This window comes from Cellulophaga baltica, from assembly GCF_900102165.1.
In the GTDB taxonomy this organism is placed as follows: Bacteria; Bacteroidota; Bacteroidia; order Flavobacteriales; family Flavobacteriaceae; genus Cellulophaga; species Cellulophaga baltica.
Window position 1 is genome coordinate 394118 of record NZ_FNBD01000003.1, and the last position, 22690, is coordinate 416807.

Below are 22690 nucleotides of genomic sequence, written 5' to 3' on the forward strand. Positions count from 1 at the left end.
TCCTTAATTATTGATGTTTTTCAATTTTATAACCGACATCTGTAATGCCTTCTAAATCTACGATTCCTTCTACTCGTCCATTCTTTCGCATGGCATGAGCAATTTTTAAATTATATACGCCCTTGACGGGTAAAACGATGTTTTCTTTATACCAAAGCTTACTTTCCTTAATACTTCCAGATCCTTTACCTAACCACTGCCCATCAGGGAGAGTCATCTCATATTCTAAGGTGTCTTTTACAGATGCACCATTAGGATATTCTAACTCTGCAATTAAAAAGATATTGCTATAGGCATATTTTTCATCATTTCTAAGATTGATAAAAATATCATAATGTTGTGTTGAATCTAGTTCTGTGATCTGAAATTCTTTGATATCATCTTTATCCCAACTCCCATTGGGTGTTGATTTATACTCAGAGCTTACGGTAGTAGTATCACAGGATGCCAGGAGTACGAGAGATAAAAAACAAAACAAATACTTAGCCATTGTCGGTAGGTCTTTTTTTATTATTAGTTCTTCGCTTGTTATTTTTCTTTGGTCCTGTAGCCTCCTTACTAGGTGAATTCTGATTTTTCTGTTCACTTGGTTTACCTTCAGCGTTTGCAGGCTTTGGTGGTCTAGGTTTTCTTGGTTTATTCCTATTTGGTTTAGGCTTTTGATTAGGATTCTGATTGTTTGCAGGCTTATTTTGCTTTCTTTCTGGCGTTGCAGTTTTAGTTGCATTCGCATTCGGTTGCTGTTTTCTTGCCGGACTACGTTTTTTGTTTCTGTTGTTTTTGGGCTGCTTTGGTTTGTCAAAACGGGTTAAACTATCTTGACCCACTACATTTTCAAAAACTTTCTCTTGTTCTTTTTCTTCAGACTCCTCAATAGCATACTCCTCAAGACTAGTAACTTTCTCATTACGCTTGTTCTTCTCGAGCATTTCATTTACATGCTCTTTTGATAGTGCATGCCAATTAGCCCAATCATCTTTGTAACAGAACCAAAGAGTAGCCTTGAAAATATCTACTTTTTGACATAAAGCCACACCTTTCTCTGTGATAATTTTGGTGTCTGATGCAGGGAAATCTTTTAAAGCGTCTAAATAAACATCTAATTCGTAATTTAAACAACATTTAAGTTTTCCGCACTGACCTGCTAATTTTTGCGGATTTAGAGATAGTTGCTGGTACCGTGCTGCTGAGGTACTTACAGATCTGAAATCTGTAAGCCATGTAGAGCAACAAAGTTCACGACCACAAGAGCCAATACCTCCTAAGCGTTGAGCTTCTTGGCGGTATCCAATTTGGCGCATCTCTATTCGAATACCAAATGCCTTGGCCATATCTTTTATCAACTGACGAAAATCTACGCGCTCCTCTGCTGTATAATAAAAAGTTGCTTTAGACCCATCTCCTTGAAACTCAACATCAGAAAGTTTCATTTGCAGATTTAAAGCAATAGCTAATTCTCGAGAACGCTTCTGAATTTCTGCTTCGCGATCTCTACATTTTTGCCAAATATCAATATCTTTTTGAGAGGCTTTTCGGTATAATTTTGGTAATTCTTGATTGGTGTGGTCTTCATTTTTCTTTTTCATTTGAACTTTTACAAGTTCTCCTGTCAAAGTAACCATACCAATATCATGGCCAGATTGTGCTTGAGTAGCTACAACATCACCAATTGAAAGAGATAAATTTTCTGAATTTCTAAAAAATTCTTTTCTGCTATTTTTAAATCGGACCTCGACACAATCAAATGGTTTTTCTCCATTTGGAAGTGACATATTTGAGAGCCAATCAAAAACTGTAAGTTTATTACAACCATCAGTTCCGCAAGTTCCATTATTCTTACAGCCTTTTGGTTGTCCGTCTTTACCAGTTGAACAACTGCTACAACCCATATTTTTTATATTGATTTCTTGAAAACCAGTAGTCTGCAAGAAAAAAGGTTCATACTAAAATTTAATAACCGTAAAGATAGTGATTTTTCGATGTGACGAAAATTTTAAAAAAGGAGAGCTGTAATAAATTTTTCAGAGGCTTTGAAATTAGAATTAAAAACCTCACCATATTGATGATGAGGTTTTTATCCTATGGTACTTAGAGTACTAAAGTAATTTGTAGTCTTATTTTTTATATTTCAAAACTTCCGACCTACCCTTTTTAAATATTTTATTACTCACAGTTTTACCTTTGCGCAATGCTTTTTGCTCCTCAAAAGGCAGCGCGTGGATGTCTTTGCACGCTGTAGAACAACACTGATCCATACTGGTCGCGCATTCCTCACATTGTATAAATAATAAGTGGCAAGCTTCGTTGGCACAGTTTACATGATTGTCACATGGTTTACCACATTGGTGGCAATTTGCAATAACATCATCGGTAATACGTTCGCCTCTTCTATGGTCAAAAACAAAGTTTTTACCCATAAATTTATTCTCTAATTTTTTATCTTGAACTTGCCGCGTATATTCAATAATTCCGCCTTCTAACTGATAAACTTGTTTAAAGCCTTTATGCTTGTAATAGGCACTAGCTTTTTCGCAGCGAATTCCTCCGGTACAATACATCACTAGTTTTTTATCTTCTTTATGGTCTTTTAAATCGTTTTCAATAATATCTAAAGAATCTCTGAACGTATCTACATCTGGAGTAATGGCATTTTTAAAATGTCCAATTTCACTTTCATAATGGTTACGCATATCTACTAAAACTGTATCCGGATCTTCAATAAGCTCATTGAATTTTTCAGCATCAACATGTATCCCTTTTTTGGTTACATCAAACAAATTATCATCAAGACCATCTGCAACAATTTTATCGCGGACCTTCACTTTTAATTTTAAAAACGATTTGTTGTCTTGTTCAATAGCAATGTTAAGTCTAACATTTTCTAAAAAACTTATGCTATCTAAATGTTTTTTAAAGGCTTCAAAATTTTCTGCGGGCACTGATAATTGCGCATTTATGCCTTCAAAAGCAACATAAATTCTGCCTAAAACATCTAATTCATTCCATGTAATGAAAAGGTGATTTCTAAAAAGTTCTGGATTTTTAATATGCGCATATTGATAGAAAGAGATTGTAAGTCGTTCTTTACCAGCTTCTTCGATAAGAGCTTCTCTTTCTTTTGCGCTCAACGTATTGTACAGTTGCATGCTATACTAATTTTATGAGTTAAAGATTTATTTAAAGAATGCAAATTTAAAGGTTTTGAAAAGTTATACCAAGCAATTATGCATCAAGTTCTTGTAATTAAGACTTGCGCTTAGAGCTAAAAACTAAAATGGCCTTGAAAATTTTCAAGGCCATTACCAGATCACTGAAATAATCTTTTTCATAGAAATTTATTAGAAATGTAGTGATCATCACTGCGCACTACAACAAAGTAATAGCATCTGTGAAAGCGTTCACTAATACTAAGGTGTGTGATTTCTAAAAAGGTTGCTTCTCAAATTGTTATATGCGAAAAGAATTGGTAATTTAGCCTTCCTTAATACAAAAAAAATGAGTTCGGAAAAAGAAGCAAAATTAAAGGCATTAAAACTAACCCTAGATAAACTTGACAAGACATACGGTAAAGGTGCCGTTATGAAAATGGGGGATAGTGTGGTTCAAGACGTTGAAGTAATTCCGTCTGGATCTTTAGGATTAGATGTAGCTTTAGGTGTTGGAGGATATCCTAGAGGAAGAGTTATTGAAATATACGGACCAGAATCATCAGGTAAAACAACCTTAACGTTACACGCTATTGCAGAAGCTCAAAAAAGTGGCGGTATTGCAGCATTTATTGATGCGGAGCATGCTTTTGACCGTTTTTATGCAGCAAAATTAGGTGTAGATATTGATAATTTAATTATTTCACAACCAGATAACGGGGAGCAAGGTTTGGAAATTGCTGACAATTTAATTCGTTCTGGTGCTATTGATATTGTAGTAATAGATTCTGTTGCGGCATTGACGCCTAAAAGTGAAATTGAAGGTGAAATGGGAGATTCTAAAATGGGTCTTCACGCACGTTTAATGTCTCAAGCCTTACGTAAACTTACCGGTTCTATTAGTAAAACAAAATGTACGGTAATCTTTATCAACCAATTGCGTGAAAAAATTGGAGTTATGTTTGGGAATCCTGAAACAACTACTGGTGGTAACGCATTGAAATTTTATGCATCAGTACGTGTAGATATCAGAAGATCTACTCAAATAAAAGATTCAGATGGTAATGTTCAAGGAAACAAGACTAGAGTAAAAATAGTTAAGAATAAAGTGGCTCCGCCTTTCCGTCAAACAGAATTTGATATTATGTATGGAGAAGGTATTTCTAAAGTTGGTGAGGTAATTGACTTAGGAGTGGAATATGAGATTATTAAGAAAAGCGGTTCTTGGTTTAGTTATGGCGATACCAAATTAGGACAAGGGCGTGATGCCGTTAAAAACTTACTGCAGGATAATCCTGAATTACAAGAGGAACTCGACGCAAAAATTAGAGAAGCCATAAAAACTGTAAAAAGCTAAATTAAAAATCCCGATGTAAAAATTGGGATTTTCTTTTTTTAAACGCAACCATTGACGAGCTCTAACATCTTATTAAAAAAATAAGTATGAGAAATCTGTTTGCGCTCTTCACGATGTTGTTGGCAGTACTAAGTTTTACAGGATGTAGCTTAGATGAAACTGAAAATTTCCACTTTGTGACGCTTCCAATAGAAAGTGTAGAAATTCCAGAATCTTTTGATTTAAACGAAACCTATGAAATCAAAGTAACGTATCTGAGAACATCAGATTGTGCTTTTTTTGAAGGTTTTGATATTGTCAAAGAAGATACTACCATAAGAACTGTAGCAGCTATTGGCTCTATGTTAAGTGATTCTGATGATTGTAAAGAAGTTTTGGAGGAAGTAGAAACTTCGTTTAATTTTATTGTTTTATATCCAGACACCTATCTTTTTAAATTTTACACAGGAGAAGATGCAAATGGTGAAGCGGAGTATTTAGAAATAGAAGTGCCGGTGAACGAATAGCAATAAAGTTATCAACCTTAAATACACTACTCAATTTTGAGTCTAGAAGAACTCATTAACAACTGCAAAAAAGGCAATAGAAAAGCCCAGGAGCAATTATATCGAGATTACTCTCGGGTATTGTTTGGGGTTTGTCTTAAGTATTCTCGCAATAAAACGGAGGCCGAGGATAATTTGCATGATAGTTTTATGGTTATTTATAATAAGATAGGCCAGTTTAAGTTTAAGGGTTCTTTTGAGGGGTGGATAAAGCGTATTACGGTAAATACCATTCTTCAGAAATACAGGAAAGAGACTAATCTTAGTCTTGTGCATGATAATATTGAGGAAGAAGAAGTGGAAGCGTCTAGCTTTTCTGAGATTAGTTTAGCCAGTTTATTGCAATACATACAAGAATTGCCCAATAAATATAGACTAACCTTTAATTTATATGTTCTAGACGGATATTCTCACGCAGAGATTAGTGAAATGTTAGGAACCTCATTAGGGACCTCAAAATCTAACTTAGCGAGAGCTAGGATGATTTTAAAAGAAAAAATAGAAGCAGATATAAAACGAGAGGTTATTTTATAACCATCTTGTTTGTGATACTGCCAATTTTGAAGATAATTAGTAAGAAATGAGTAAAAAGAATTTAGATGAATTGTTTCGTGAACAGTTCAGAGATTTTGATGAAGTTCCTGATGATAAAGTCTGGACCGCTATTGAAGCATCTCTTGATCAAAAGAAATCACGCAAATTAATTCCGGTGTGGTGGTGGAAACTGGGAGGCATTGCTGCGGCATCATTACTATTGCTGTATGTAATAAATCCGTTTTCAAATGAGATAGATAGTGTTCCTGTGGTAGATATTGAACAACCAGTAGAAGAACATTCTAAGGAGCTTATTGAAAAAACAGGAGAATCACCAGTAGTAGAAACTTCTGGTACTACGAACCAGGAAGTTTTTGATACGGAAGCGGTAAAAGAAAACAATTCTTCTGCGGTACCTTCTTATGTAGCGGGTGATGAAACACGTACTAAGGTAAAGAAAGCGACAGGGGCTGGGAATTATGCTCCAAACGCAACTAGGTCTTACGCAGAAGCTTCAACTAAACGGGCAGAGAATCATCAACAAGAAAATAATCGCGGTGCAGGTGGAAAGGCTTCAAACTTAGGTAGTGTAGCTAAAAATACATCTAGTGGTACAACTCAAAATGCAGTGGGTATTGCGAATAATACGAAGAATCAAAATAATTCTCATCTTCGTGAGAAACATACAGATGCAAACGTTCATGAAAGTAGGGGTGACGTTGCTGCTATAACGCCTAGCGTGGAAAAAGAAGCAAATAATCCTAAAGGAAAGAAGAAGTCTATTTTTGATGAAATAGAAGATGAGGAAGTGCTTGTAGCAGAACATAAAGCAAATAAATGGTCTGTGAGCCCTAGTATTGCGCCTGTTTATTTTAATGGTTTAGGGGAGGGATCTCCGATACATTCCGCTTTTATTTCTAATTCTAAGACGGGTAATGTAAATTTAAGTTATGGCGTAGCTGTTGCTTATGAAGTAACAAAAAGATTAAAAGTAAGATCTGGGGTTCATAAAGTAGATTATGGGTATAACACCAATCAAATTGAATTTAGTTCTTCTGTAAATGGTGCTGCAACAGTGCAAATAGCTAATATAGATTATAAAACAACTTCGAAAAATATTGTGGTTCAGAGCGAATTGAATCTTGATTCTAAAGCAGGATTTGTAGCAAGTGATGTTACGGCAAAGTCTCCGAGTTTAAATGGCGATTTATCACAGCAGTTTGGTTATTTAGAAGTGCCCTTAGAGTTGAACTATGCTTTATTGGACAAACGCTTCGGGATTAATGTAATTGGAGGTGTAAGCTCTTTATTCTTGTTGAATAATGATGTGTTTTTAAATTCAGGAGATCAAACTACGGAAGTAGGGGAGGCAAACAATATCAACGACATTAATTTTAGTACAAATTTCGGATTCGGGTTTAATTATAAGCTTACACAAAAGCTCCTTTTTAACCTAGAACCTGTTTTTAAATATCAACTAAATACCTTTTCTAATACTGCAGGAGATTTTCAACCTTTCTCCGTGGGCGTATATAGTGGTGTGAGTTTTAGATTTTAGAAGTTTTATTTAATTTCTATTGCAATAACATGTAATGGATACATTGTATCTACTTTATCTTTTTCATTAATGCTTAATGCTTCATAGTTGAGACTATAAGTTTCTAAAGCGTATTCATGTTTTATCGCCTCTATATTGCTTAGAATAACTTGTTGTAATTTCATGTAATCTCCATAAGTTGTGTTCTTATTGTAATTAAGGAGAATGGTAGAATTTGAGGTGTTTTTTACTACATAAGTTCTCAATAACTCGCTTAGTTGACTTATTGAAACCAGGTGCTTAGAAATAAAAATTTCATTGTCGCTATTTATGGCTATTTGAAATGCCTTCTCCGCATCATAAATAGGAGGTAATAGCTTATCTGATCCATTAGTATTAGTGGTGGCAGCTGTTGCCATAAAAAGAAATAGGTTTAATTTAATATACTCTAATTCTAAATCTTTATCTGAAAAGACCTGCAGCATTATCTGGGCAATATCAGATGAGCTTTGTATGTTTTTTTTTGTGATTAAGTCGCTAACTTTTAATTCAAAAGGTAGTAAATTTTCTTTTAGAATAGTATTACGGCAGTTCTTGTTTAGTCTGTCAAAAGAGTTTCCGACTTTTTCCCATTCATCAGAAAAATTCGAAAAAAAATGGTTAGAGAGAAAAGTGTCATTCGCCATTTGTTTAATAATCCTCCTATAGCTAGACCCACTAGAGTCTGCGAGTATTTTTTCTTCCAGTAGCTGATTTTCAAAATTTGAAATTAATTGTTTCAATGCAATACCGTCATCAGAATAATTAGTGTAAATACATTCTATTAAGACAATTTCTGGCTTGTTATTTTGTGCTTGGAGTTTTATCCCTAAAAGGATTAGAAAGCAAAGGAAAAACTTGTTGTTCATTTTATTTGTTAGCAGAAATTGTTAATTCATTTAAAATAACCGTTCTAACTTCGTCTCGTAAACTTGCCTTATGGGCTTCGTCTAGGTTTTCGGTTTTAAAGAAGTGATGCACGGTAACTTTACTCATTCCCGGTTTTCCTTTCGTGATGGTAAATGGTAAACGGGTTTTGTTGTTATAAAAAGTCATAGGCACTACCGGAATTTTATGTGCAATTGCCATTTTAAAAGCGCCATCCTTAAAGCTATCTAAAATAATATGTTCGTCTGGAACACCACCTTCTGGAAATATGCAGATACTCAATCCCTGGCTCAGTCGCTTTTGTGCTCTTCTGTATACTGCCGTTCTACTCTTGCTGTCACCGCGATCTACCAGAATACAAACACGCTTATAGAAAAATCCAAATAAAGGAATTTTTACCAATTCTTTTTTACCTACAAACACAAAAGGATTAGGACTAACCTTAAGCATCATCATGATGTCTAACATACTCGTATGGTTAGCTACCAACATATAACTTTTTCCTTTTACGAGCTTTTCTTCTCGCTTTATTTTAGGAATACAACCCATTCCGTATAAAATAAAATTGGCCCAAATATTACGTGCTACCCAAAAAAACTGAGGATACCACTTTTCTGAGGCTGATAATACTACCAACACAGGTAGTAAAATAATGATGGGAATTGCTACTAGAATGTAGAACCAAATTTGGTATAGTACACTTCCTATTTTTTGCGAAAATGAAATCATAAATTCAAAAGTAACAATTTTACGAGGTTATACTATTTGTTTTATCTTTGCAGGATAATTTTTTACAAGAAATGGCGCGAATTTTAACAGGAATACAAAGTACAGGAACTCCACATTTAGGAAATATTTTAGGAGCAGTTATGCCAGCTATTGAAATGGCAAATGACCCAAAAAATGAATCTTTTCTATTTATTGCGGACATGCATTCTCTTACTCAGATAAAAAATGGGGAAGAATTAAGGTATAATACCTATGCAGTGGCTGCAACTTGGCTGGCTTTTGGTTTAGATATATCTAAAACGGTATTTTACAAACAAAGTGCTATTCCTCAAACAGCAGAATTATCATGGTATCTAAGCTGTTTTTTTCCATACCAACGTTTAACTTTGGCACATTCTTTTAAAGATAAAGCAGATCGTTTGGATGATGTGAATGCCGGTTTGTTTTCTTATCCTATGCTAATGGCGGCAGATATTTTGTTGTATGATGCCAACATTGTTCCCGTAGGTAAAGATCAATTGCAACATATAGAAATGACACGGGATGTGGCGTCTCGTTTCCATGCGCAAATGGGAGAAACTTTTGTATTGCCAGAAGGTAAGATTCAAGAAGAAACCATGTATATCCCAGGTACAGATGGTGCAAAAATGAGTAAGAGTAAGGGAAATTTAATTAATCTTTTTCAAACAGATAAAAAGTTGCGTAAACAAATTATGGGAATCCAAACGGATAGTACACCTATGGAAGACCCGAAGGATCCTGATACGGATAATGTGTTTGCGCTGTATAAGATATTGGCAAGTGAAGAGCAAATTGCAGAAATGCGTGCCAATTACCTAAATGGTAATTATGGCTATGGGCATGCAAAACAAGCCTTGTATGAAGTAATTGTAGCTAAATTTAGTGAGGCTCGTGAGAAGTTTGATTATTACATGAATCATACCGATGAAATAGATAAAGCATTAGAAATCGGAGCAGAGAAAGCGCGTAAAATTGCGAAAGAAGTGTTAGGCCGTGTAAGAGAAAAAGTAGGATACTAATACATTTTGCTCTTTTTTGCTTAAAATATAAAAACCGACTCATGAGTCGGTTTTTTGGTTTTGTAGAATTTCGAAAGGCCCCCATATTTCAGATTTTCGCATGTATTTTGTCGATGAACAGCACTGTTTAATGCTGGTGGCTCATATTTTATTACAGGAACAAACTATGTGGTCTGTAAGTGAAGGGTGTATTTTAATCTTCAGAAAAGGAAAAACGACTCATTAGTATAGTTTTTTTGGTGAGGAGCGCAAGTTGTTTATCGTTTTTCAATATCCATGATCTTTAGAAGACATAAGTTCTTGTTGATCCTTGTACGTCATGTCTTCTGTAATTTCCCAATAGTTATTGACGCGGATATATATAGTTTTATTTAGCGACAGCCTTTAGGCCTACAATAGAGATAATAAGAGTAGAAATAAAGAATATTCTCCAGAAATTAGCAGGTTCTTTAAATATGAGTATGCCAATAAGTACCGTTCCTACGGCTCCTATTCCAGTCCAGACCGCATATGCAGTTCCTATAGGTAAGCTGCGGATGCTATAAATAAGCAATAAGAAGCTGGTTGTAGCACAAATTAAAAATCCTACATACCACCAATACATTTCTGCGCCAGTAGTATCTTTCGTTTTCCCTAAACAAAAAGCAAAAGCTATTTCGAATAGGCCCGCTATGACTAATAAAATCCAATTCATCGTATTTATTTTTTGCAAAATTCGATAGAATGATTGGCTTAATACTTTACAAATGATAAAAAACAATTTATTTCAAAGCAGCTCTGATTCTACTTAAACTAACTTGGGTGATGCCTAAATAAGAAGCTATATGATTTAAGGGTACTCTTTTAATCAAATCGGGCTCATTACTAATTAACTCTTGGTAGCGTTCCGTTGCTGTTCTCAATTGTCTTGATATAAGTCTTTCTTCTGTTTTGATAAGTTCTTGCTCTGCCAGTATTCTTCCCCAATTGGCAATAGCAATGTCTTTTTTGAATAATAATTTTAGGGTGTAGCTATCTGCGCTGTAGACCGTACTTGGTTCTAAAAGTTCAATATTTTCATATCCCTTTTTATTTTCTACGTAGCTTTTCATAGAAAGGATCGGGTTACCTTCCTTCCCGAACCAAAAGGTAATGTCACCGGTCTCAAATTCTGAATATCCCCGGACAATTCCTTTTTTTATAAAATAAAGTTTAGGCTCTATTTTTTGGGCTCTTATTAAAATATGAGACTTAGGATAGGTTTCTTCTTCGAAAATAGCCATTAATTGCTTTTTAGAGGGACCCTGCAAATGGTAAATTTGGTCTATTATTTCTTCTAAGCTCATGCGTGTATGCGTGGTATTTATTTCTATTGATGATTCGTCATTAGAGCGCTTCAAATAGCTTACCGGGTAACGGTCTGATGACGCCTTTCATTTCCATGTTCAGTAGGGTAGAAGAGGCTTTGAAAATAGGAATGTTGCAGGTTAAAGCGATGAGGTCTAATACTTGCTTGCCTTCTTTTAATAAATAACTGTGTATTGCTTGTTCTGTATCATCCAAATCAACAAATAACTGTTTTTGAACCGTTGTTGCTTTTTTATCTTTTAATTCCCAACCTAAATTATAGATTAAATCTGCTGCAGAGGTAAGCATTTGTGCTTTTTGTTGTTTGATAAGCGTATTGCAACCTGTGCTGTATTTGTCACCAGCACGACCAGGGACAGCAAACACATCACGGTTGTAGCTGTGGGCAATATCTGCGGTTACTAGACTTCCTCCTTTTTCGGCAGATTCTATAACAATAGTTGCTTCACTCATACCGGCCACAATTCTATTTCTTTTTAAGAAATTTTCTCGCTCCGGATTACTTGTAGACCAAAACTCCGTATAGAAACCACCATTTTTTTCTACGTCAGAAATATATTTGGCATGTACTTTTGGATATATTTGGTTTAGACCGTGCGCTAAACAGCCAATAGTTTGTAAGCCATGTTTAATGGCGGCTTTTTGAACACAAATATCTACACCATATGCAAAGCCACTTACAATTATAGGATTTAGAGGCGCTATATCTTCTATAAGCTTTTCGCAAAATGAAGTACCATAGCTTGTAATGTTTCTTGTGCCAACGATGCCTATGATTTTTCGATCGGCTAAATTTATTTTACCTTTTTCAAAAAGTAGAATGGGACTATCAATACAATGCTTTAAATAATTAGGGTAGTTTTGCTCTTGAAAGTATATTGGGGTAATATTTTCATTTTTTACAAATAGAAATTCAGCTTCTGCCTCTTCTTGGTATATTTTTTCCCTTAAGTGCTTGATAGTGTGCGTGCCAATACCATCAATTTTTAATAAGTTTTGATTTTTTTCTTCAAAAACAGCATCAGGATTACCACAATGTGAAATTAATTTTTTGGCTGTAACATCACCAATATTAGGAATTCGCTGTAATTTTAATAATGAAATTAGCTCACTATCAGTCATTTGTAATATGTATTTATAGCTTTACAAGGTACATCTTTTAAAATGTTAATAAAAAGTAATCTAAGGGGTTTTCTGCCGCTTGTTTTTTTGCAATCTTTGCCACGATGAGATTAGAACACCATATTGAGGAATTACTTTACAGGTATAATTGCGTTATAGTACCTGAGTTTGGAGCATTTTTAAGTCAGACTAAATCTGCTTATATTGATCAAGACACCCACACATTTTACCCGCCGTCTAAGTTTATTTCATTTAATGAATTGCTTATATCTAATGATGGTTTGTTGGTTTCTTATGTTGCCGATATTGAAAAGGCAAGTTATGAGACCATGTTAACGGAGTTAGCAACAATTGGTAAAAATTGGAAAACTCAATTGCAAAGAGGTGAGCGTTTATTCTTAGGGAATATTGGTAAGCTTTGGTTAAATAAAGAAGCTAAGATTCAATTTGAACCTTTTGAAAAAGTAAATTTCTTAACGACCTCATTTGGTTTGTCTTCTTGTGTTTCTGGTAAAATTACTAGAGAAGTACTAAAAGAAGAAGTTGTAAAATTAGAAGAAGAAATTCCGTTTATCATCACTCCGGAACAAAGAGCTAAACATTCTTTCAGACCTTATCTGAAATATGCAGCAGTTATATTCTTTGGAATATCTTTAGGTTTATCTGGATTGCGTTTTTATAAAGAAAATCAGAATATAGATCAGCTAGTGCAACAAGATGCTCAAAAGCAAGTATCTAAAAAAATAGAGGAAGCTACCTTCTTTGATGCTTCTCCACTAGAATTGCCTGTTGTAAACTTACATGCATCATTTAAAGCTCCAATTGCAGCTACACAATACCATATTGTAGCGGGTGCATTTAAGGTGAAAGAAAATGCGGATAAGAAAATAGAGCAGTTACAATCTAAAGGCTATAATGCAAATTATATTGGGGTAAACAAGTTTGGTTTCCATGTTGTTGCTTTTGATAGTTTTTCTGAAGCTAACGATGCCATCAATTATTTGAGAAAAATCAAGCAGACAGAATCTAGTGATGCTTGGTTGTTTCAAGAATAAAATTATTCTGTTTTTTAAGCCAATTTAAAGAACGTATCTTCGCCAAAAAAATAAGATATGACGCCTAAGACTCCTCGTGAATCTAGAACAATTTTAACCGATTTGGTTTTGCCTAGCGAAACTAACCCTTTAAATAATCTGTTTGGTGGTGAATTATTAGCTAGAATGGATCGTGCCGCAAGTATTGCAGCAAGACGTCATAGCCGAAGAATTACAGTAACTGCATCTGTAAATCACGTAGCATTTAATCAATCTGTCCCTGTTGGGAGTGTTGTAACTGTAGAGGCTGCTGTTTCTAGAGCGTTTAAGACGTCTATGGAGGTGTATATAGATGTTTGGATGGAAGACCGCTTTACAGGGACTAAATCTAAAGCTAATGATGCTATCTATACCTTTGTTGCTGTAGATGATACAGGGAAACCAACAGAGGTGCCACAATTACTTCCGGAAACCGACTTAGAAAAAGATCGTTTTGCGGCGGCATTACGAAGAAAACAACTAAGCCTAGTATTGGCGGGTAAGATGAAACCACATGATGCTACAGAACTCAAAGCATTATTTTTAGCGGATGAAACAACTAAATAATAAAAAATAGCCTCACTTGTTGAGGTTTTTTTTATGCCTTGTTTTTAAAGCTTATAAATCCATTCTTCCGGGTTGAGTCTTGAGGTATCCTGATACAAATAAAACTTCAACAGCGTTTGATTGCTACTCGTGTTTGTAAAAACTTCGCCAAGTTCAGCTTTTGCTTTTATATGATCTCCTTTTGTAACGTAGACGGAAGATAAATTGTAATAAGTACTTATGTAGTTACCATGCTTTATTTGCACTCCTTTATTACCACCAGGCACACTAATGACAGCTATAACTTCTCCTTCAAATATGGCACGTGCTTTAGCGCCTTGATCAGTTGCGATGATAACACCATTGTTTTGGTGTTTTATTCCTGGATATACCGCATCATTATAGACCCCAAACCCAATGCTTTTTATTCCTTTTTCTACGGGCCAAATAAGTTTTCCTTTATTTGAAGAGAAATTATTAGCAATGACAGTAGCCTCAGGCGTTAAAACAAATTTATCTGATTTGGTTGTGTTTCCCGCTTTCTTATTAGAACTAACAATAGCGCTTTTTATCAAGCCCTCTATTTGTCTGTCAATTTTACGGGCTTCTTTTTCTTTCTGTTTAATTGTAGCCGTATACTTGCTTTCATTTTTTCGAATGGTACTCAAAAGTACATCTTGAGTTTTCTTTTCTACTTCTAACTCTTTTTTTGCGGCAGTGTTTTCAGCAATTAAAAGATCTTTTGTTTTGCGCTGAGCAATGAGTGTTTCATTCAAAATATTAAGCTCTTCCGTTTTTGAAAGAATCTGTTCTCCTTGTTCTTTTCTAAACTTGGTGTATTGCTTCATGTACTGAAGCCGTTTAAAGCCCTGGAAGAAACTTTCTGAAGAAAGTAAGAACATTAGTCTACTCTGTTTAGATTTGTTCTGATACGACTTCTGAATCATCAATGCGTAGTCTTCTTTTAGCGTTGTTAGTTCATTCTTTAGTTTAGAAATATTTCTGACGTTTGCGTTTAATTGTCTGTTTAGCAAATTAGATTGTTCATTGGTAACTCTTATCAATTGTTGGCGTACAGATATTTTCTTATCTAACGCATTCATTTGATCTAAAACATTTCCTTTTTCCTTCTTCTCGGCATAGAGAAGGCGGTTTATTTCTCGGATTTCATTTTGAAGCCTTTCACGCTTGGCTTCTAAGTTCTTCTGTTCTGTGGTTTGAGAATAAGTTGCCTGTAAGCCACAGAGTAAGAGCGCTATGAAAACAAAAAAGGGTAGATATGTTTTAATTGAACTCATAATTAATCTAAGCTAATCTCTTTAAAACCGTTTGGTATATCGTAAGGAAATTTTAAACTACGATCAAACTCAATGTTTTTGTATTCAATTTCAATTAGGCTTTCATTACCATCCATTGCAGCAGAAATGACAATTTCATTAGGGATTATTTTTTTGTCAATCTCCTGGTAATTTGTGTAGTTTATTTGCAGCAAACGTTCTTCCTTTGGTTGTGAAATTTGCTCTTTACTAACTCTAAAGTATTTTGGTTCTATTTGAAATAAGATTTTATATAACTCTAACGCTTTTTTAGGCTGTAGTTGGTAATTTTCATTAGCCACATTTACATCATATTTAGCATCGCGTAAATCCAAAATAGCTTGGCCTAAAAGCAAACTCTGTACTTTTTCAAAATCTAATTCGGTACCCAATAATTTGCTTAAGTAAGAGAAGTCACCATCAAAATAGGTATTATCAAGCTTATTATAAAAAGAGACTCTTTTTGGGGTGATGTATGCCTTTACTATACCTAGAGGTGCACTTATCCATATAGCCTTGTCTTTTTCCATACGAAGACTAACACTGAATCCCTGTGACGCATTTTTATCTTCGTAATCTATTTTCATTTTACCCGAAATTGTTTCAAAATCTAAAGCATTGGCATAATGCGCCTTGATGATTGCTTTTGAGCTCAGACTTTCATCAATAGCACCACCTGTTACTATTTTTGTCGATTTACATGAAACCACGAAGAGAATTGAAATACTAAATATTATTTTTTTTAACACGCTTATTTTGTTTTAAAATCCGGGTTTAATTTTTCTGAGATACATGTTTGCCTTAACCGTATTATTAATTCCATTATAGGCAACAGAGAGTTCTTTATTTATTTTGTTAGATAAGCTGATGTCATCTAGCATATAATCTAGAGATTCTTCCAATACAGCAATAGCCTCTCTATACCTTTTTTTATGGTTTAAAGCTAAGCCTCTGGCGTAATAGAAGTAAGGTTGTGCAGGATAATTTTGCAATGCTTCTTTGGAGATGGTGTCTAGAATGATATAATTTTTACTTCGTATTAAATTAGAAATATAATTTTTATAATGCTCAATAGATCCACTTTCTGTGTTTCTCGTATTATTAGAAACGGTAGTACTGTAACTATAAGTTTCGCTATTTTCCTCTTGAACTTTTATGCCTGCTTTAATTTTTGAATAGAGGTTTTCTGTGAATTTTGATGCTTTTAAAGAATTTAAAATGGTTAGAGCACTATTGTAAGTTTCCATTTGATAATACACAAGCGCTAAATTCTTCTTGAGGGCAAGATTGTCATACGGTATTTGAGATTCTACCGAGCTGATACCATCACTTCTCAATTGTAATATACGCACTAGATTCTGTAAATACCAATAGTTTTCGGGGTCACTATTTAAGGCATTAATGGCATGTTCTTGAGCAAAGTCCAATTGTTTTGTCTCACGAAATACTTGTGCAAGTTCATGATCTACAGCTTCAGCTTTAGGATCTATATTTTTACAATCTAAGAATAGATGTATGGCTTTGTCATAATTTTCAATGCCTTTTTGTTTAAGGCCTTCAAAGAATTTTTCTTGAAAATCATCGGAGTATTCTTCAAGGAATAGCTCAGCGTTTTCTTCTACGCTATCTATTTGTTTTTGCGCAATACTTAGGTTCGAGATCATAAAAATCCCTATAATACCATAAGTAAGCAAAAACTTTCTTTTCATATGTTTTAGTACAAGCTAGCCTTCCGTGTTCAAGAGAAGGCTAGTGTTGTTTATTTTTAATGCAATTATTCTAATACCGAATAATCACCAATACTTATCGATTCAAAATTGCCATTAAAGACAACATGATTTCCTATCATAGCATTGTCTAAGTTAGCATTTGAAATTTTAGTATTGGTCTGTATTAAGCTATTCTTAACAGTTGAGTTTTCAATAACCGTATTGTTTCCAATAGAAACAAACGGACCAACAGTAGTATTTTTTAGCACTACATTTTCGCCTATAAAGCAAGGTGCTATGATATTTGCATTTTCTAAAGTAGCAGATGCAGCAACTAGTGGTTCGCCATCTTTTTCAAGAAAACCTAACATACGTTGGTTGGTTTCTATCGTTACAGCTTTGTTTCCACAATCCATCCATTCTGTTACCGTACCTGTTTTAAACACTTTGCCATCAGCCATCATACGCTTAATACCGTCATTAATTTGGTATTCACCACCATTAATGATATTGTGATCTAAAACATACTGCAATTCGTTCTTAAGAACGGCTACATCTTTAAAGTAATAAATTCCAATAACAGCTTGATCACTTACAAAGGTTTCTGGTTTCTCAACCAATTCTACGATTTCGTCTTTGTCATTAAGATTAACTACACCATAGGCAGATGGGTTTTCTACTCTTTTGGTCCAAATAACACTATCGGCTTCTTTGTCTAAATCAAAATCTGCACGGATGAGTGTATCTGCATAAGCAATTACCGCGGGTCCACTTAATGAAGGTTCTGCACACATAATGGCGTGACCTGTACCTTTTGGGTCTAATTGACGATAAATACTTGGTTTAGCACCTAATTCTACAGCCAATGCTTTTAAACTTTCTACAACATCATCGCCAAAGAAAGCAGGATCTCCCAGAATAAACGCAATTTCTTCTATAGGCTGATTTAATACACCAACAATGTCAGACACTAAACGGTGTACTATTGGTTTTCCGGCTACCGGAATTAATGGTTTTGGAACTGTTAAACTATGTGGCCTGAGTCGTGATCCACGACCAGCCATGGGAACAATAATTTTCATAATCCTATATTAAATCCTTTTAGACAAAAGAATTTTATTTTTTAGTTAATATTTTATTTATGTAATACTTAAAGTGATAACGGGTGCTTCGTCTAAATATTCTACCGTAAGCTACGGCTTATTTTACGCCAGTACTTCCAAACCCACCTTCACCACGCTTGGTTTCAGATAATTCTTCAGCAAGTGTCCATGTGGCGCGCTCATGTTTAGCAATAACTAATTGTGCAATACGCTCCCCATTTTCTACGGTAAATGCTTCATTGGAAAGATTAACGAGTATGACACCTATTTCTCCTCTATAATCTGCATCAATGGTACCAGGCGCGTTTAAAACAGTTATTCCTTTTTTTGCAGCCAACCCACTTCGTGGTCTAACTTGCGCTTCATAACCAACAGGGAGTTCTATAAATAATCCCGTTTTTACAATTGTACGTTCTAAAGGAGCAATAGTAATGGCTTCTGGTACAAAAGCACGAAGATCCATACCTGCAGAGGCCCCAGTTTCATAATGCGGCAACTCGTGATTAGATTTATTAAGTATTTTTATTTCCATTTTAAGTATTTGGATGTAATTATTTTTTTAGAGCTATTTTTTGTTTGAAATTATTTGTCTAATCTTTTCATTCTCTAACTTATATACTAAACCAAGAAAAATTAGGAGTAAAATTATTCCAATAATTAAATTTTGGTCAAAGATATAAAATGATACAATAGACAGAAGAATAGATAGCCCAAGATAAAATAGAATTTTTCGCATATTATACGGAATTGGATAATGTTTTTTTCCAATCCAATAAGATAAGACCATCATCGTGCCATAGGCCATTACAGTTGCCAGTGCTGATGCCATATAGCCCCAATAGGGAATAGCGATGAAATTTATGAGTAGGGTAATGATAGCGCCGATTACCGATATAAAAGCCCCATAGCGGGTTTTGTCTGTTACTTTGTACCAAACCGATAAATTATGATAAATACCTAAAAAGAAACTTGCTAGAATTAATAAAGGTACAGCAGGCATTGCTTCCCAATAGGCTTCATTTTGTACGATAAGTACTTTTAATACGTCTGCAAATACGATTACGCCAAGTAAGATTATACTTCCTAGTATTACAAAGTAGTTGGTGATTTGTGCATATGCTTTTTGTGGGTTTTCAGAATTTGAATGGCTGAAGAAGAAAGGTTCTATACCCAATCTAAAACCTGTAGCAAATAGTGTCATGAAAACAGCTAACTTATAACAGGCAGAGTACTTACCTACTTCTGATTCGGCTATGTTTTCCGGCAGTAAACTTTCTAATAAAATACGATCAAAAACTTCATTAATGGTAAATGCAATTCCGGCAATTAATATTGGCCAAGCGTATTTCATCATTTTTCGCCAGAGCTCTTTGTCAAATATATAGTTGTTTTTAAAGTAGAGTTCTAACATTACCACTAAAGTAAAAGCACTAGCAATTAAGTTTGAAATGAAAATATAGGAAATCTGAAAGTCCGGTTTATACATCCAGGCTAATGCACTAGACGGATTTTGTTCTACGATTGTTGGAAGGTAAATTAGAAAGAAGACATTCAGTCCTAAATTTATGGCAACATTTACAATTTTTATGATGGCATACCGCATCGATTTTTCGGTGGCGCGTAACCATGAAAATGGGATAATTACTAAAGCATCTAAGGCTAAAATGTAAATAGCATATTTGATGTAGGTTACATCAATATCACTCCAAGCCGCAAAATAGTTTCTAAAAATATAGGCAACTACAAAAAATAGGGTGGTAGACGCAAGAATAGAAATCAGTGACGTGGAAATCACTTTATTTTTATCTTCAGCCTTATAGAAAAATCTAAAAAATGATGTTTCCATTCCGTAGGCTAGAAACACGTTAAAAATGGCAATCCAAGAAAAAATAACAGATATTCTACCATATAATGCCGGGTCGGGCATTACTCCAGTATATATCGGCACCAAGATAAACGATAGCATTCTGGGTAGCACTGTTGCCAGCCCATATACAAAGGTCTGTTTAAAAAGTTTTTTAAATGCATTCAACCGTTGAAAATTAGGCGTTAAAAGTAGGTATTTAAACGCTCTCTACAAAGTTAGTTCCTTGGTTTGCTAGAATATAGTAAGGGCTGTTTTTCTTTAATCTTACTAATTTTAGTGTATTTAACTTTTTTACCGTCATTTTCTATATAAGAAAGTACCGCCTCATCATTGTCTAACTCATAAGGGTATTCGGCTATAGGCTCTTTCTTTAAGTGCGGAGGTTGGTTGCCTACTTCTTTCCTTGGATCTGCATGCATAATAATATCGGGCCTTGGAATTTTCTTGATCGTAATTTTAGCACTTACAAATTGTTTGCCATCAATAATTTCTTTTTTTACTGTGGTTACGTGTCCTCTAAAATAGAGGTGCTGAAAAGATACATTTTCATCCATTATCTGCGTGATTGGTAATACAACGTCAATTCCAGTAGCACTTTCTTCTTTACCTCTAACCCATTTTTGAGAAGTGGGATGATCAATAACAAAGGGAGGTTTTGCTTCCATGTTCTTTTGTGATGCACAGCTTCCAAGTCCAAGTAATGCAATGAAATAGATGTATACTAAGTTTTTCATTTCTAACAGTTTAAATTATCTTATGACACGAATATATTCAAAAGTGATGCCAATTGGTTAAGGAATTAAAATTTTCAGTATTAAATTCTTTTGGACCTTACTGCTTCAATTGCTGCAATAGATTAAGTTCAAAATTTATTTTCTTGTATATAAATGTGCTTAAAACAGTCATTATAATGGGAAATGAAATTGTTATGTAAAGAAAAAATCCCGGAGATAAATTTTCTTTAAAAGAAGGTAATAGAAGCACAAAGCCCAGTATGTAAACCACTATTAAAATAGGAGTCCATATAAAATGTATTTTTTTGCGCTCTTGATAATATAAGGCTACATTTTTCTTATATGCACTTGCTTTTGCGGCGATTTCTAAGCTTCTTATTTTTTTGGTACTTATCAGCTCAATTAGTATTCTTATTACTAATGCTGTAATCATTAAGGCCAGGCCTATAGCTGTCATACTTTGATTATATGCTGCTATATATATGAAGAACGCTACAAGTATAATTACTGTAGTCGTTAATATTCCATTGGTTAGTTTTTGTTTTTTCTTTATGAAATTCACCTTTTTCAAAATGGCTTCATGTCCTTGGCTAGGGGTGGCTATAATATCTTGCTCGGCCCGCTGTGTTTTTAGTTCCTCAAATGTTGTCATTTTGTACACATTTAGTTAATTCATTTTTTATTCGGTGAATTCGGATTCTAATGGCTTCGTGGCTTATTCCCATGATGCTATCAATTTCTTTTTGCGGTATTCCTTCCAATTCTAATAGAATGATGCTTTTATTGTCTTTGCTGAGTTGGTCTATACATTGATAGAGTGTTTGAAATTTTTTTCCTTGTCTTGTAATTCATTTTCAGGATTTTGAATTCCTACCGTACCCAGTATTTTGGACAATGGGATATTCCTTTTTTTTCTCAAACTTACCAAGCAGGTATTCACGGTTATTCTATAAATCCACGTAGAGATTGAAGCATCATTCCTGAAGGAAGGTAGGTGCTCCCAGACTTTAATAAATACTTCTTGGCAAAAATCACCAGCGAGCATTTGATCACCGGAGGCGTACCCTAAACACATTCGGTATACCTTAGGGTGGTTATCTTGGTAAATAGCTTTAAAATGGTCCTCTAAATGCGTCATAGGAGATTATAAGGCCAGCTTTATTTCTTTTATTAACCATTCGGGCTGGTCAAACATAATGAAGTGGGCTGAGTCAGGTGCAAATTTTATAGTATAGTCCTCTAAGTTTTTGTATTGCGCTTGATATGTTTGTTTAAAGGTATCTTCGTCGTAAGGTTGTGTTGCGGCTAAAATTGTAATTGGAGTTTTTACAGTGGCGATAGTTTCCCTTAAGTCTAGCTTCAGTAAATCGGTATAGCCATTAACATAAGTATTTCTATCTGCTTGTACCATCCATTCTACAATTTGTTGTCTTTTCTCGGTATTCATAGTCATTCCCTGTGCCATCTGTTTTGCCATGGTAGAAAATTCTTCAGCGTTCATTTTTAAGAGCTGAGCATTATATGGATTGTCGTAGGTGATAAATTCACTTTTAAAGTTGGGGATCATTAAGGCTCCGGTAGAGGCCAAGGCATCAATTAAAATGATTATAGAAAAATAATCCTTTTCTGAAGCCATCCAAAGGGCTAAGGTGCCACCAAGACTATGACCAATTGCGGTGGGTTTTTTCAATTTTTTAGCTATAATGTATTTAGAAACGCCATTCTTAATTTCAGCTAGCCATGGAGTCTTTATAGCGGGCACATCACCAAAACCTGCAAAGGTGAATACATGGCATTCGTAATTTTTAGACAGGTCTTTAATAACATCGTTCCAAACGGCTCCTGTACAAGTAAATCCTGAAAATAACAAGATCGGTTCTCCTTTTCCTGAAACCTCCACTTGAAATGGGTATTCTTGAGCATTTAAGCTTATGTTTAAATTGAGAGCGAAAACGGCAACTAATAATTTTAATTTCATTGTGATAGTTTTAGTTAAGTACCCTTTAGATTCATTTGTTTAAAAATGTTACATCATTTTATAGTATTTATTTTTAGGGT

At 34.6% G+C, this 22690-nt stretch carries 26 protein-coding genes; 7 read left to right on the forward strand and 19 right to left on the reverse strand.

The window, feature by feature from the left end; genetic code table 11:
- Positions 1-7 precede the first annotated feature (7 nt).
- From BLQ19_RS07390 to trhO, 3 genes are all read right to left on the reverse strand, one after another.
- Positions 8-490, reverse strand: a complete 483-nt coding sequence (locus tag BLQ19_RS07390) for a gliding motility lipoprotein GldH (RefSeq protein WP_024482319.1) — start codon at positions 488-490, stop codon at positions 8-10.
- On the reverse strand, positions 483-1889 hold the full coding sequence (locus BLQ19_RS07395; protein ID WP_029447466.1) for a PSP1 domain-containing protein: 1407 nt from the start codon (positions 1887-1889) through the stop codon (positions 483-485). Before BLQ19_RS07395 ends, BLQ19_RS07390 begins: the two co-directional genes overlap by 8 nt.
- A gap of 225 nt (positions 1890-2114) precedes the next feature.
- Positions 2115-3146: an oxygen-dependent tRNA uridine(34) hydroxylase TrhO gene (trhO, locus tag BLQ19_RS07400; RefSeq protein ID WP_029450380.1), complete on the reverse strand. Its 1032-nt coding sequence runs from the start codon at positions 3144-3146 to the stop codon at positions 2115-2117.
- Between the two features lie 349 nt (positions 3147-3495).
- Here trhO and recA point away from each other — a divergent pair, with 349 nt between their 5' ends.
- The 4 genes from recA (at position 3496) to BLQ19_RS07420 (ending at position 7140) form a co-directional block, all read left to right on the forward strand.
- A complete protein-coding gene (gene recA / locus BLQ19_RS07405; protein WP_024482316.1) occupies positions 3496-4503 on the forward strand; it encodes a recombinase RecA in 1008 nt (335 codons plus the stop codon).
- A gap of 86 nt (positions 4504-4589) precedes the next feature.
- Positions 4590-5009 carry a hypothetical protein gene (locus BLQ19_RS07410; protein WP_024482315.1) on the forward strand — a complete coding sequence of 140 codons (420 nt, stop codon included), beginning with the start codon at positions 4590-4592 and terminating at the stop codon, positions 5007-5009.
- Between the two features lie 36 nt (positions 5010-5045).
- On the forward strand, positions 5046-5582 hold the full coding sequence (locus BLQ19_RS07415; protein ID WP_024482314.1) for an RNA polymerase sigma factor: 537 nt from the start codon (positions 5046-5048) through the stop codon (positions 5580-5582).
- A gap of 46 nt (positions 5583-5628) precedes the next feature.
- A complete protein-coding gene (locus BLQ19_RS07420; protein ID WP_074537895.1) occupies positions 5629-7140 on the forward strand; it encodes a porin family protein in 1512 nt (503 codons plus the stop codon).
- Positions 7141-7145: 5 nt separating this feature from the next.
- Here the strand turns inward: BLQ19_RS07420 and BLQ19_RS07425 are convergent, their stop codons facing one another.
- The gene (locus BLQ19_RS07425; RefSeq protein WP_074537896.1) at positions 7146-8027 is read right to left on the reverse strand and encodes an ExbD/TolR family protein; all 882 of its coding nucleotides are present in this window, start codon (positions 8025-8027) and stop codon (positions 7146-7148) included.
- A 1-nt stretch (position 8028) separates the two neighbouring features.
- On the reverse strand, positions 8029-8775 hold the full coding sequence (locus BLQ19_RS07430; protein ID WP_074537897.1) for a lysophospholipid acyltransferase family protein: 747 nt from the start codon (positions 8773-8775) through the stop codon (positions 8029-8031).
- 71 nt (positions 8776-8846) lie between these two features.
- Here BLQ19_RS07430 and trpS point away from each other — a divergent pair, with 71 nt between their 5' ends.
- Positions 8847-9815, forward strand: coding sequence for a tryptophan--tRNA ligase (gene trpS, locus BLQ19_RS07435; protein ID WP_074537964.1), 969 nt, complete (start codon positions 8847-8849; stop codon positions 9813-9815).
- Between the two features lie 367 nt (positions 9816-10182).
- On the opposite strand, the gene BLQ19_RS07440 is transcribed toward trpS, so the two are convergent.
- From BLQ19_RS07440 to dprA, 3 genes are all read right to left on the reverse strand, one after another.
- Positions 10183-10509 carry a DMT family transporter gene (locus BLQ19_RS07440; RefSeq protein ID WP_074537898.1) on the reverse strand — a complete coding sequence of 109 codons (327 nt, stop codon included), beginning with the start codon at positions 10507-10509 and terminating at the stop codon, positions 10183-10185.
- Positions 10510-10576: 67 nt separating this feature from the next.
- On the reverse strand, positions 10577-11140 hold the full coding sequence (locus BLQ19_RS07445; RefSeq protein ID WP_074537899.1) for a Crp/Fnr family transcriptional regulator: 564 nt from the start codon (positions 11138-11140) through the stop codon (positions 10577-10579).
- 40 nt (positions 11141-11180) lie between these two features.
- A complete protein-coding gene (gene dprA, locus BLQ19_RS07450; protein ID WP_074537900.1) occupies positions 11181-12284 on the reverse strand; it encodes a DNA-processing protein DprA in 1104 nt (367 codons plus the stop codon).
- A 104-nt stretch (positions 12285-12388) separates the two neighbouring features.
- Between dprA and BLQ19_RS07455 the strand changes: the two genes are divergently transcribed.
- Positions 12389-13339: an HU domain-containing protein gene (locus BLQ19_RS07455; RefSeq protein ID WP_074537901.1), complete on the forward strand. Its 951-nt coding sequence runs from the start codon at positions 12389-12391 to the stop codon at positions 13337-13339.
- A 57-nt stretch (positions 13340-13396) separates the two neighbouring features.
- Positions 13397-13924 (forward strand): acyl-CoA thioesterase, encoded by a 528-nt coding sequence (locus tag BLQ19_RS07460; protein ID WP_025616246.1) that lies wholly within the window; start codon positions 13397-13399, stop codon positions 13922-13924.
- Between the two features lie 44 nt (positions 13925-13968).
- On the opposite strand, the gene BLQ19_RS07465 is transcribed toward BLQ19_RS07460, so the two are convergent.
- The 11 genes from BLQ19_RS07465 to BLQ19_RS07510 all read right to left on the reverse strand — a co-directional run bounded on the left by BLQ19_RS07465 (position 13969) and on the right by BLQ19_RS07510 (position 22610).
- Positions 13969-15201, reverse strand: coding sequence for a murein hydrolase activator EnvC family protein (locus tag BLQ19_RS07465; RefSeq protein WP_074537902.1), 1233 nt, complete (start codon positions 15199-15201; stop codon positions 13969-13971).
- 2 nt (positions 15202-15203) lie between these two features.
- Positions 15204-15974 carry a lipoprotein insertase outer membrane protein LolB1 gene (gene lolB1 / locus BLQ19_RS07470; RefSeq protein ID WP_074537903.1) on the reverse strand — a complete coding sequence of 257 codons (771 nt, stop codon included), beginning with the start codon at positions 15972-15974 and terminating at the stop codon, positions 15204-15206.
- Between the two features lie 6 nt (positions 15975-15980).
- The gene (locus BLQ19_RS07475) at positions 15981-16928 is read right to left on the reverse strand and encodes a tetratricopeptide repeat protein (RefSeq protein WP_074537904.1); all 948 of its coding nucleotides are present in this window, start codon (positions 16926-16928) and stop codon (positions 15981-15983) included.
- 65 nt (positions 16929-16993) lie between these two features.
- Positions 16994-18010, reverse strand: coding sequence for a sugar nucleotidyltransferase (locus BLQ19_RS07480; RefSeq protein ID WP_024482301.1), 1017 nt, complete (start codon positions 18008-18010; stop codon positions 16994-16996).
- A gap of 118 nt (positions 18011-18128) precedes the next feature.
- Positions 18129-18563 (reverse strand): dUTP diphosphatase, encoded by a 435-nt coding sequence (gene dut / locus BLQ19_RS07485; RefSeq protein WP_025616241.1) that lies wholly within the window; start codon positions 18561-18563, stop codon positions 18129-18131.
- A gap of 33 nt (positions 18564-18596) precedes the next feature.
- Positions 18597-20063, reverse strand: coding sequence for a lipopolysaccharide biosynthesis protein (locus BLQ19_RS07490; protein ID WP_074537905.1), 1467 nt, complete (start codon positions 20061-20063; stop codon positions 18597-18599).
- A gap of 50 nt (positions 20064-20113) precedes the next feature.
- A complete protein-coding gene (locus BLQ19_RS07495; protein ID WP_074537906.1) occupies positions 20114-20632 on the reverse strand; it encodes a hypothetical protein in 519 nt (172 codons plus the stop codon).
- Positions 20633-20729: 97 nt separating this feature from the next.
- On the reverse strand, positions 20730-21284 hold the full coding sequence (locus BLQ19_RS07500; RefSeq protein WP_074537907.1) for a hypothetical protein: 555 nt from the start codon (positions 21282-21284) through the stop codon (positions 20730-20732).
- Positions 21271-21480: an RNA polymerase sigma factor gene (locus tag BLQ19_RS21765; RefSeq protein ID WP_367888689.1), complete on the reverse strand. Its 210-nt coding sequence runs from the start codon at positions 21478-21480 to the stop codon at positions 21271-21273. Before BLQ19_RS21765 ends, BLQ19_RS07500 begins: the two co-directional genes overlap by 14 nt.
- A complete protein-coding gene (locus BLQ19_RS07505; protein ID WP_254788276.1) occupies positions 21435-21770 on the reverse strand; it encodes an RNA polymerase sigma factor in 336 nt (111 codons plus the stop codon). Before BLQ19_RS07505 ends, BLQ19_RS21765 begins: the two co-directional genes overlap by 46 nt.
- A 6-nt stretch (positions 21771-21776) precedes the next feature.
- Positions 21777-22610, reverse strand: a complete 834-nt coding sequence (locus tag BLQ19_RS07510; protein WP_074537908.1) for an alpha/beta fold hydrolase — start codon at positions 22608-22610, stop codon at positions 21777-21779.
- Between the last annotated feature and the right edge of the window lie 80 nt (positions 22611-22690).

Bases quoted from the DNA above. Each gene is read 5' to 3' on its own strand.
- BLQ19_RS07390 (WP_024482319.1), bottom strand. From the start codon at position 490: ATGGCTAAGTATTTGTTTTGTTTTTTATCTCTCGTACTCCTGGCATCC.
- BLQ19_RS07395 (WP_029447466.1), bottom strand. From the start codon at position 1,889: ATGGGTTGTAGCAGTTGTTCAACTGGTAAAGACGGACAACCAAAAGGC.
- trhO (WP_029450380.1), bottom strand. From the start codon at position 3,146: ATGCAACTGTACAATACGTTGAGCGCAAAAGAAAGAGAAGCTCTTATC.
- recA (WP_024482316.1), top strand. From the start codon at position 3,496: ATGAGTTCGGAAAAAGAAGCAAAATTAAAGGCATTAAAACTAACCCTA.
- BLQ19_RS07410 (WP_024482315.1), top strand. From the start codon at position 4,590: ATGAGAAATCTGTTTGCGCTCTTCACGATGTTGTTGGCAGTACTAAGT.
- BLQ19_RS07420 (WP_074537895.1), top strand. From the start codon at position 5,629: ATGAGTAAAAAGAATTTAGATGAATTGTTTCGTGAACAGTTCAGAGAT.
- BLQ19_RS07425 (WP_074537896.1), bottom strand. From the start codon at position 8,027: ATGAACAACAAGTTTTTCCTTTGCTTTCTAATCCTTTTAGGGATAAAA.
- BLQ19_RS07430 (WP_074537897.1), bottom strand. From the start codon at position 8,775: ATGATTTCATTTTCGCAAAAAATAGGAAGTGTACTATACCAAATTTGG.
- trpS (WP_074537964.1), top strand. From the start codon at position 8,847: ATGGCGCGAATTTTAACAGGAATACAAAGTACAGGAACTCCACATTTA.
- BLQ19_RS07440 (WP_074537898.1), bottom strand. From the start codon at position 10,509: ATGAATTGGATTTTATTAGTCATAGCGGGCCTATTCGAAATAGCTTTT.
- BLQ19_RS07445 (WP_074537899.1), bottom strand. From the start codon at position 11,140: ATGAGCTTAGAAGAAATAATAGACCAAATTTACCATTTGCAGGGTCCC.
- dprA (WP_074537900.1), bottom strand. From the start codon at position 12,284: ATGACTGATAGTGAGCTAATTTCATTATTAAAATTACAGCGAATTCCT.
- BLQ19_RS07455 (WP_074537901.1), top strand. From the start codon at position 12,389: ATGAGATTAGAACACCATATTGAGGAATTACTTTACAGGTATAATTGC.
- BLQ19_RS07460 (WP_025616246.1), top strand. From the start codon at position 13,397: ATGACGCCTAAGACTCCTCGTGAATCTAGAACAATTTTAACCGATTTG.
- BLQ19_RS07465 (WP_074537902.1), bottom strand. From the start codon at position 15,201: ATGAGTTCAATTAAAACATATCTACCCTTTTTTGTTTTCATAGCGCTC.
- BLQ19_RS07475 (WP_074537904.1), bottom strand. From the start codon at position 16,928: ATGAAAAGAAAGTTTTTGCTTACTTATGGTATTATAGGGATTTTTATG.
- BLQ19_RS07480 (WP_024482301.1), bottom strand. From the start codon at position 18,010: ATGAAAATTATTGTTCCCATGGCTGGTCGTGGATCACGACTCAGGCCA.
- dut (WP_025616241.1), bottom strand. From the start codon at position 18,563: ATGGAAATAAAAATACTTAATAAATCTAATCACGAGTTGCCGCATTAT.
- BLQ19_RS07495 (WP_074537906.1), bottom strand. From the start codon at position 20,632: ATGAAAAACTTAGTATACATCTATTTCATTGCATTACTTGGACTTGGA.
- BLQ19_RS07500 (WP_074537907.1), bottom strand. From the start codon at position 21,284: ATGACAACATTTGAGGAACTAAAAACACAGCGGGCCGAGCAAGATATT.
- BLQ19_RS07505 (WP_254788276.1), bottom strand. From the start codon at position 21,770: ATGACGCATTTAGAGGACCATTTTAAAGCTATTTACCAAGATAACCAC.
- BLQ19_RS07510 (WP_074537908.1), bottom strand. From the start codon at position 22,610: ATGAAATTAAAATTATTAGTTGCCGTTTTCGCTCTCAATTTAAACATA.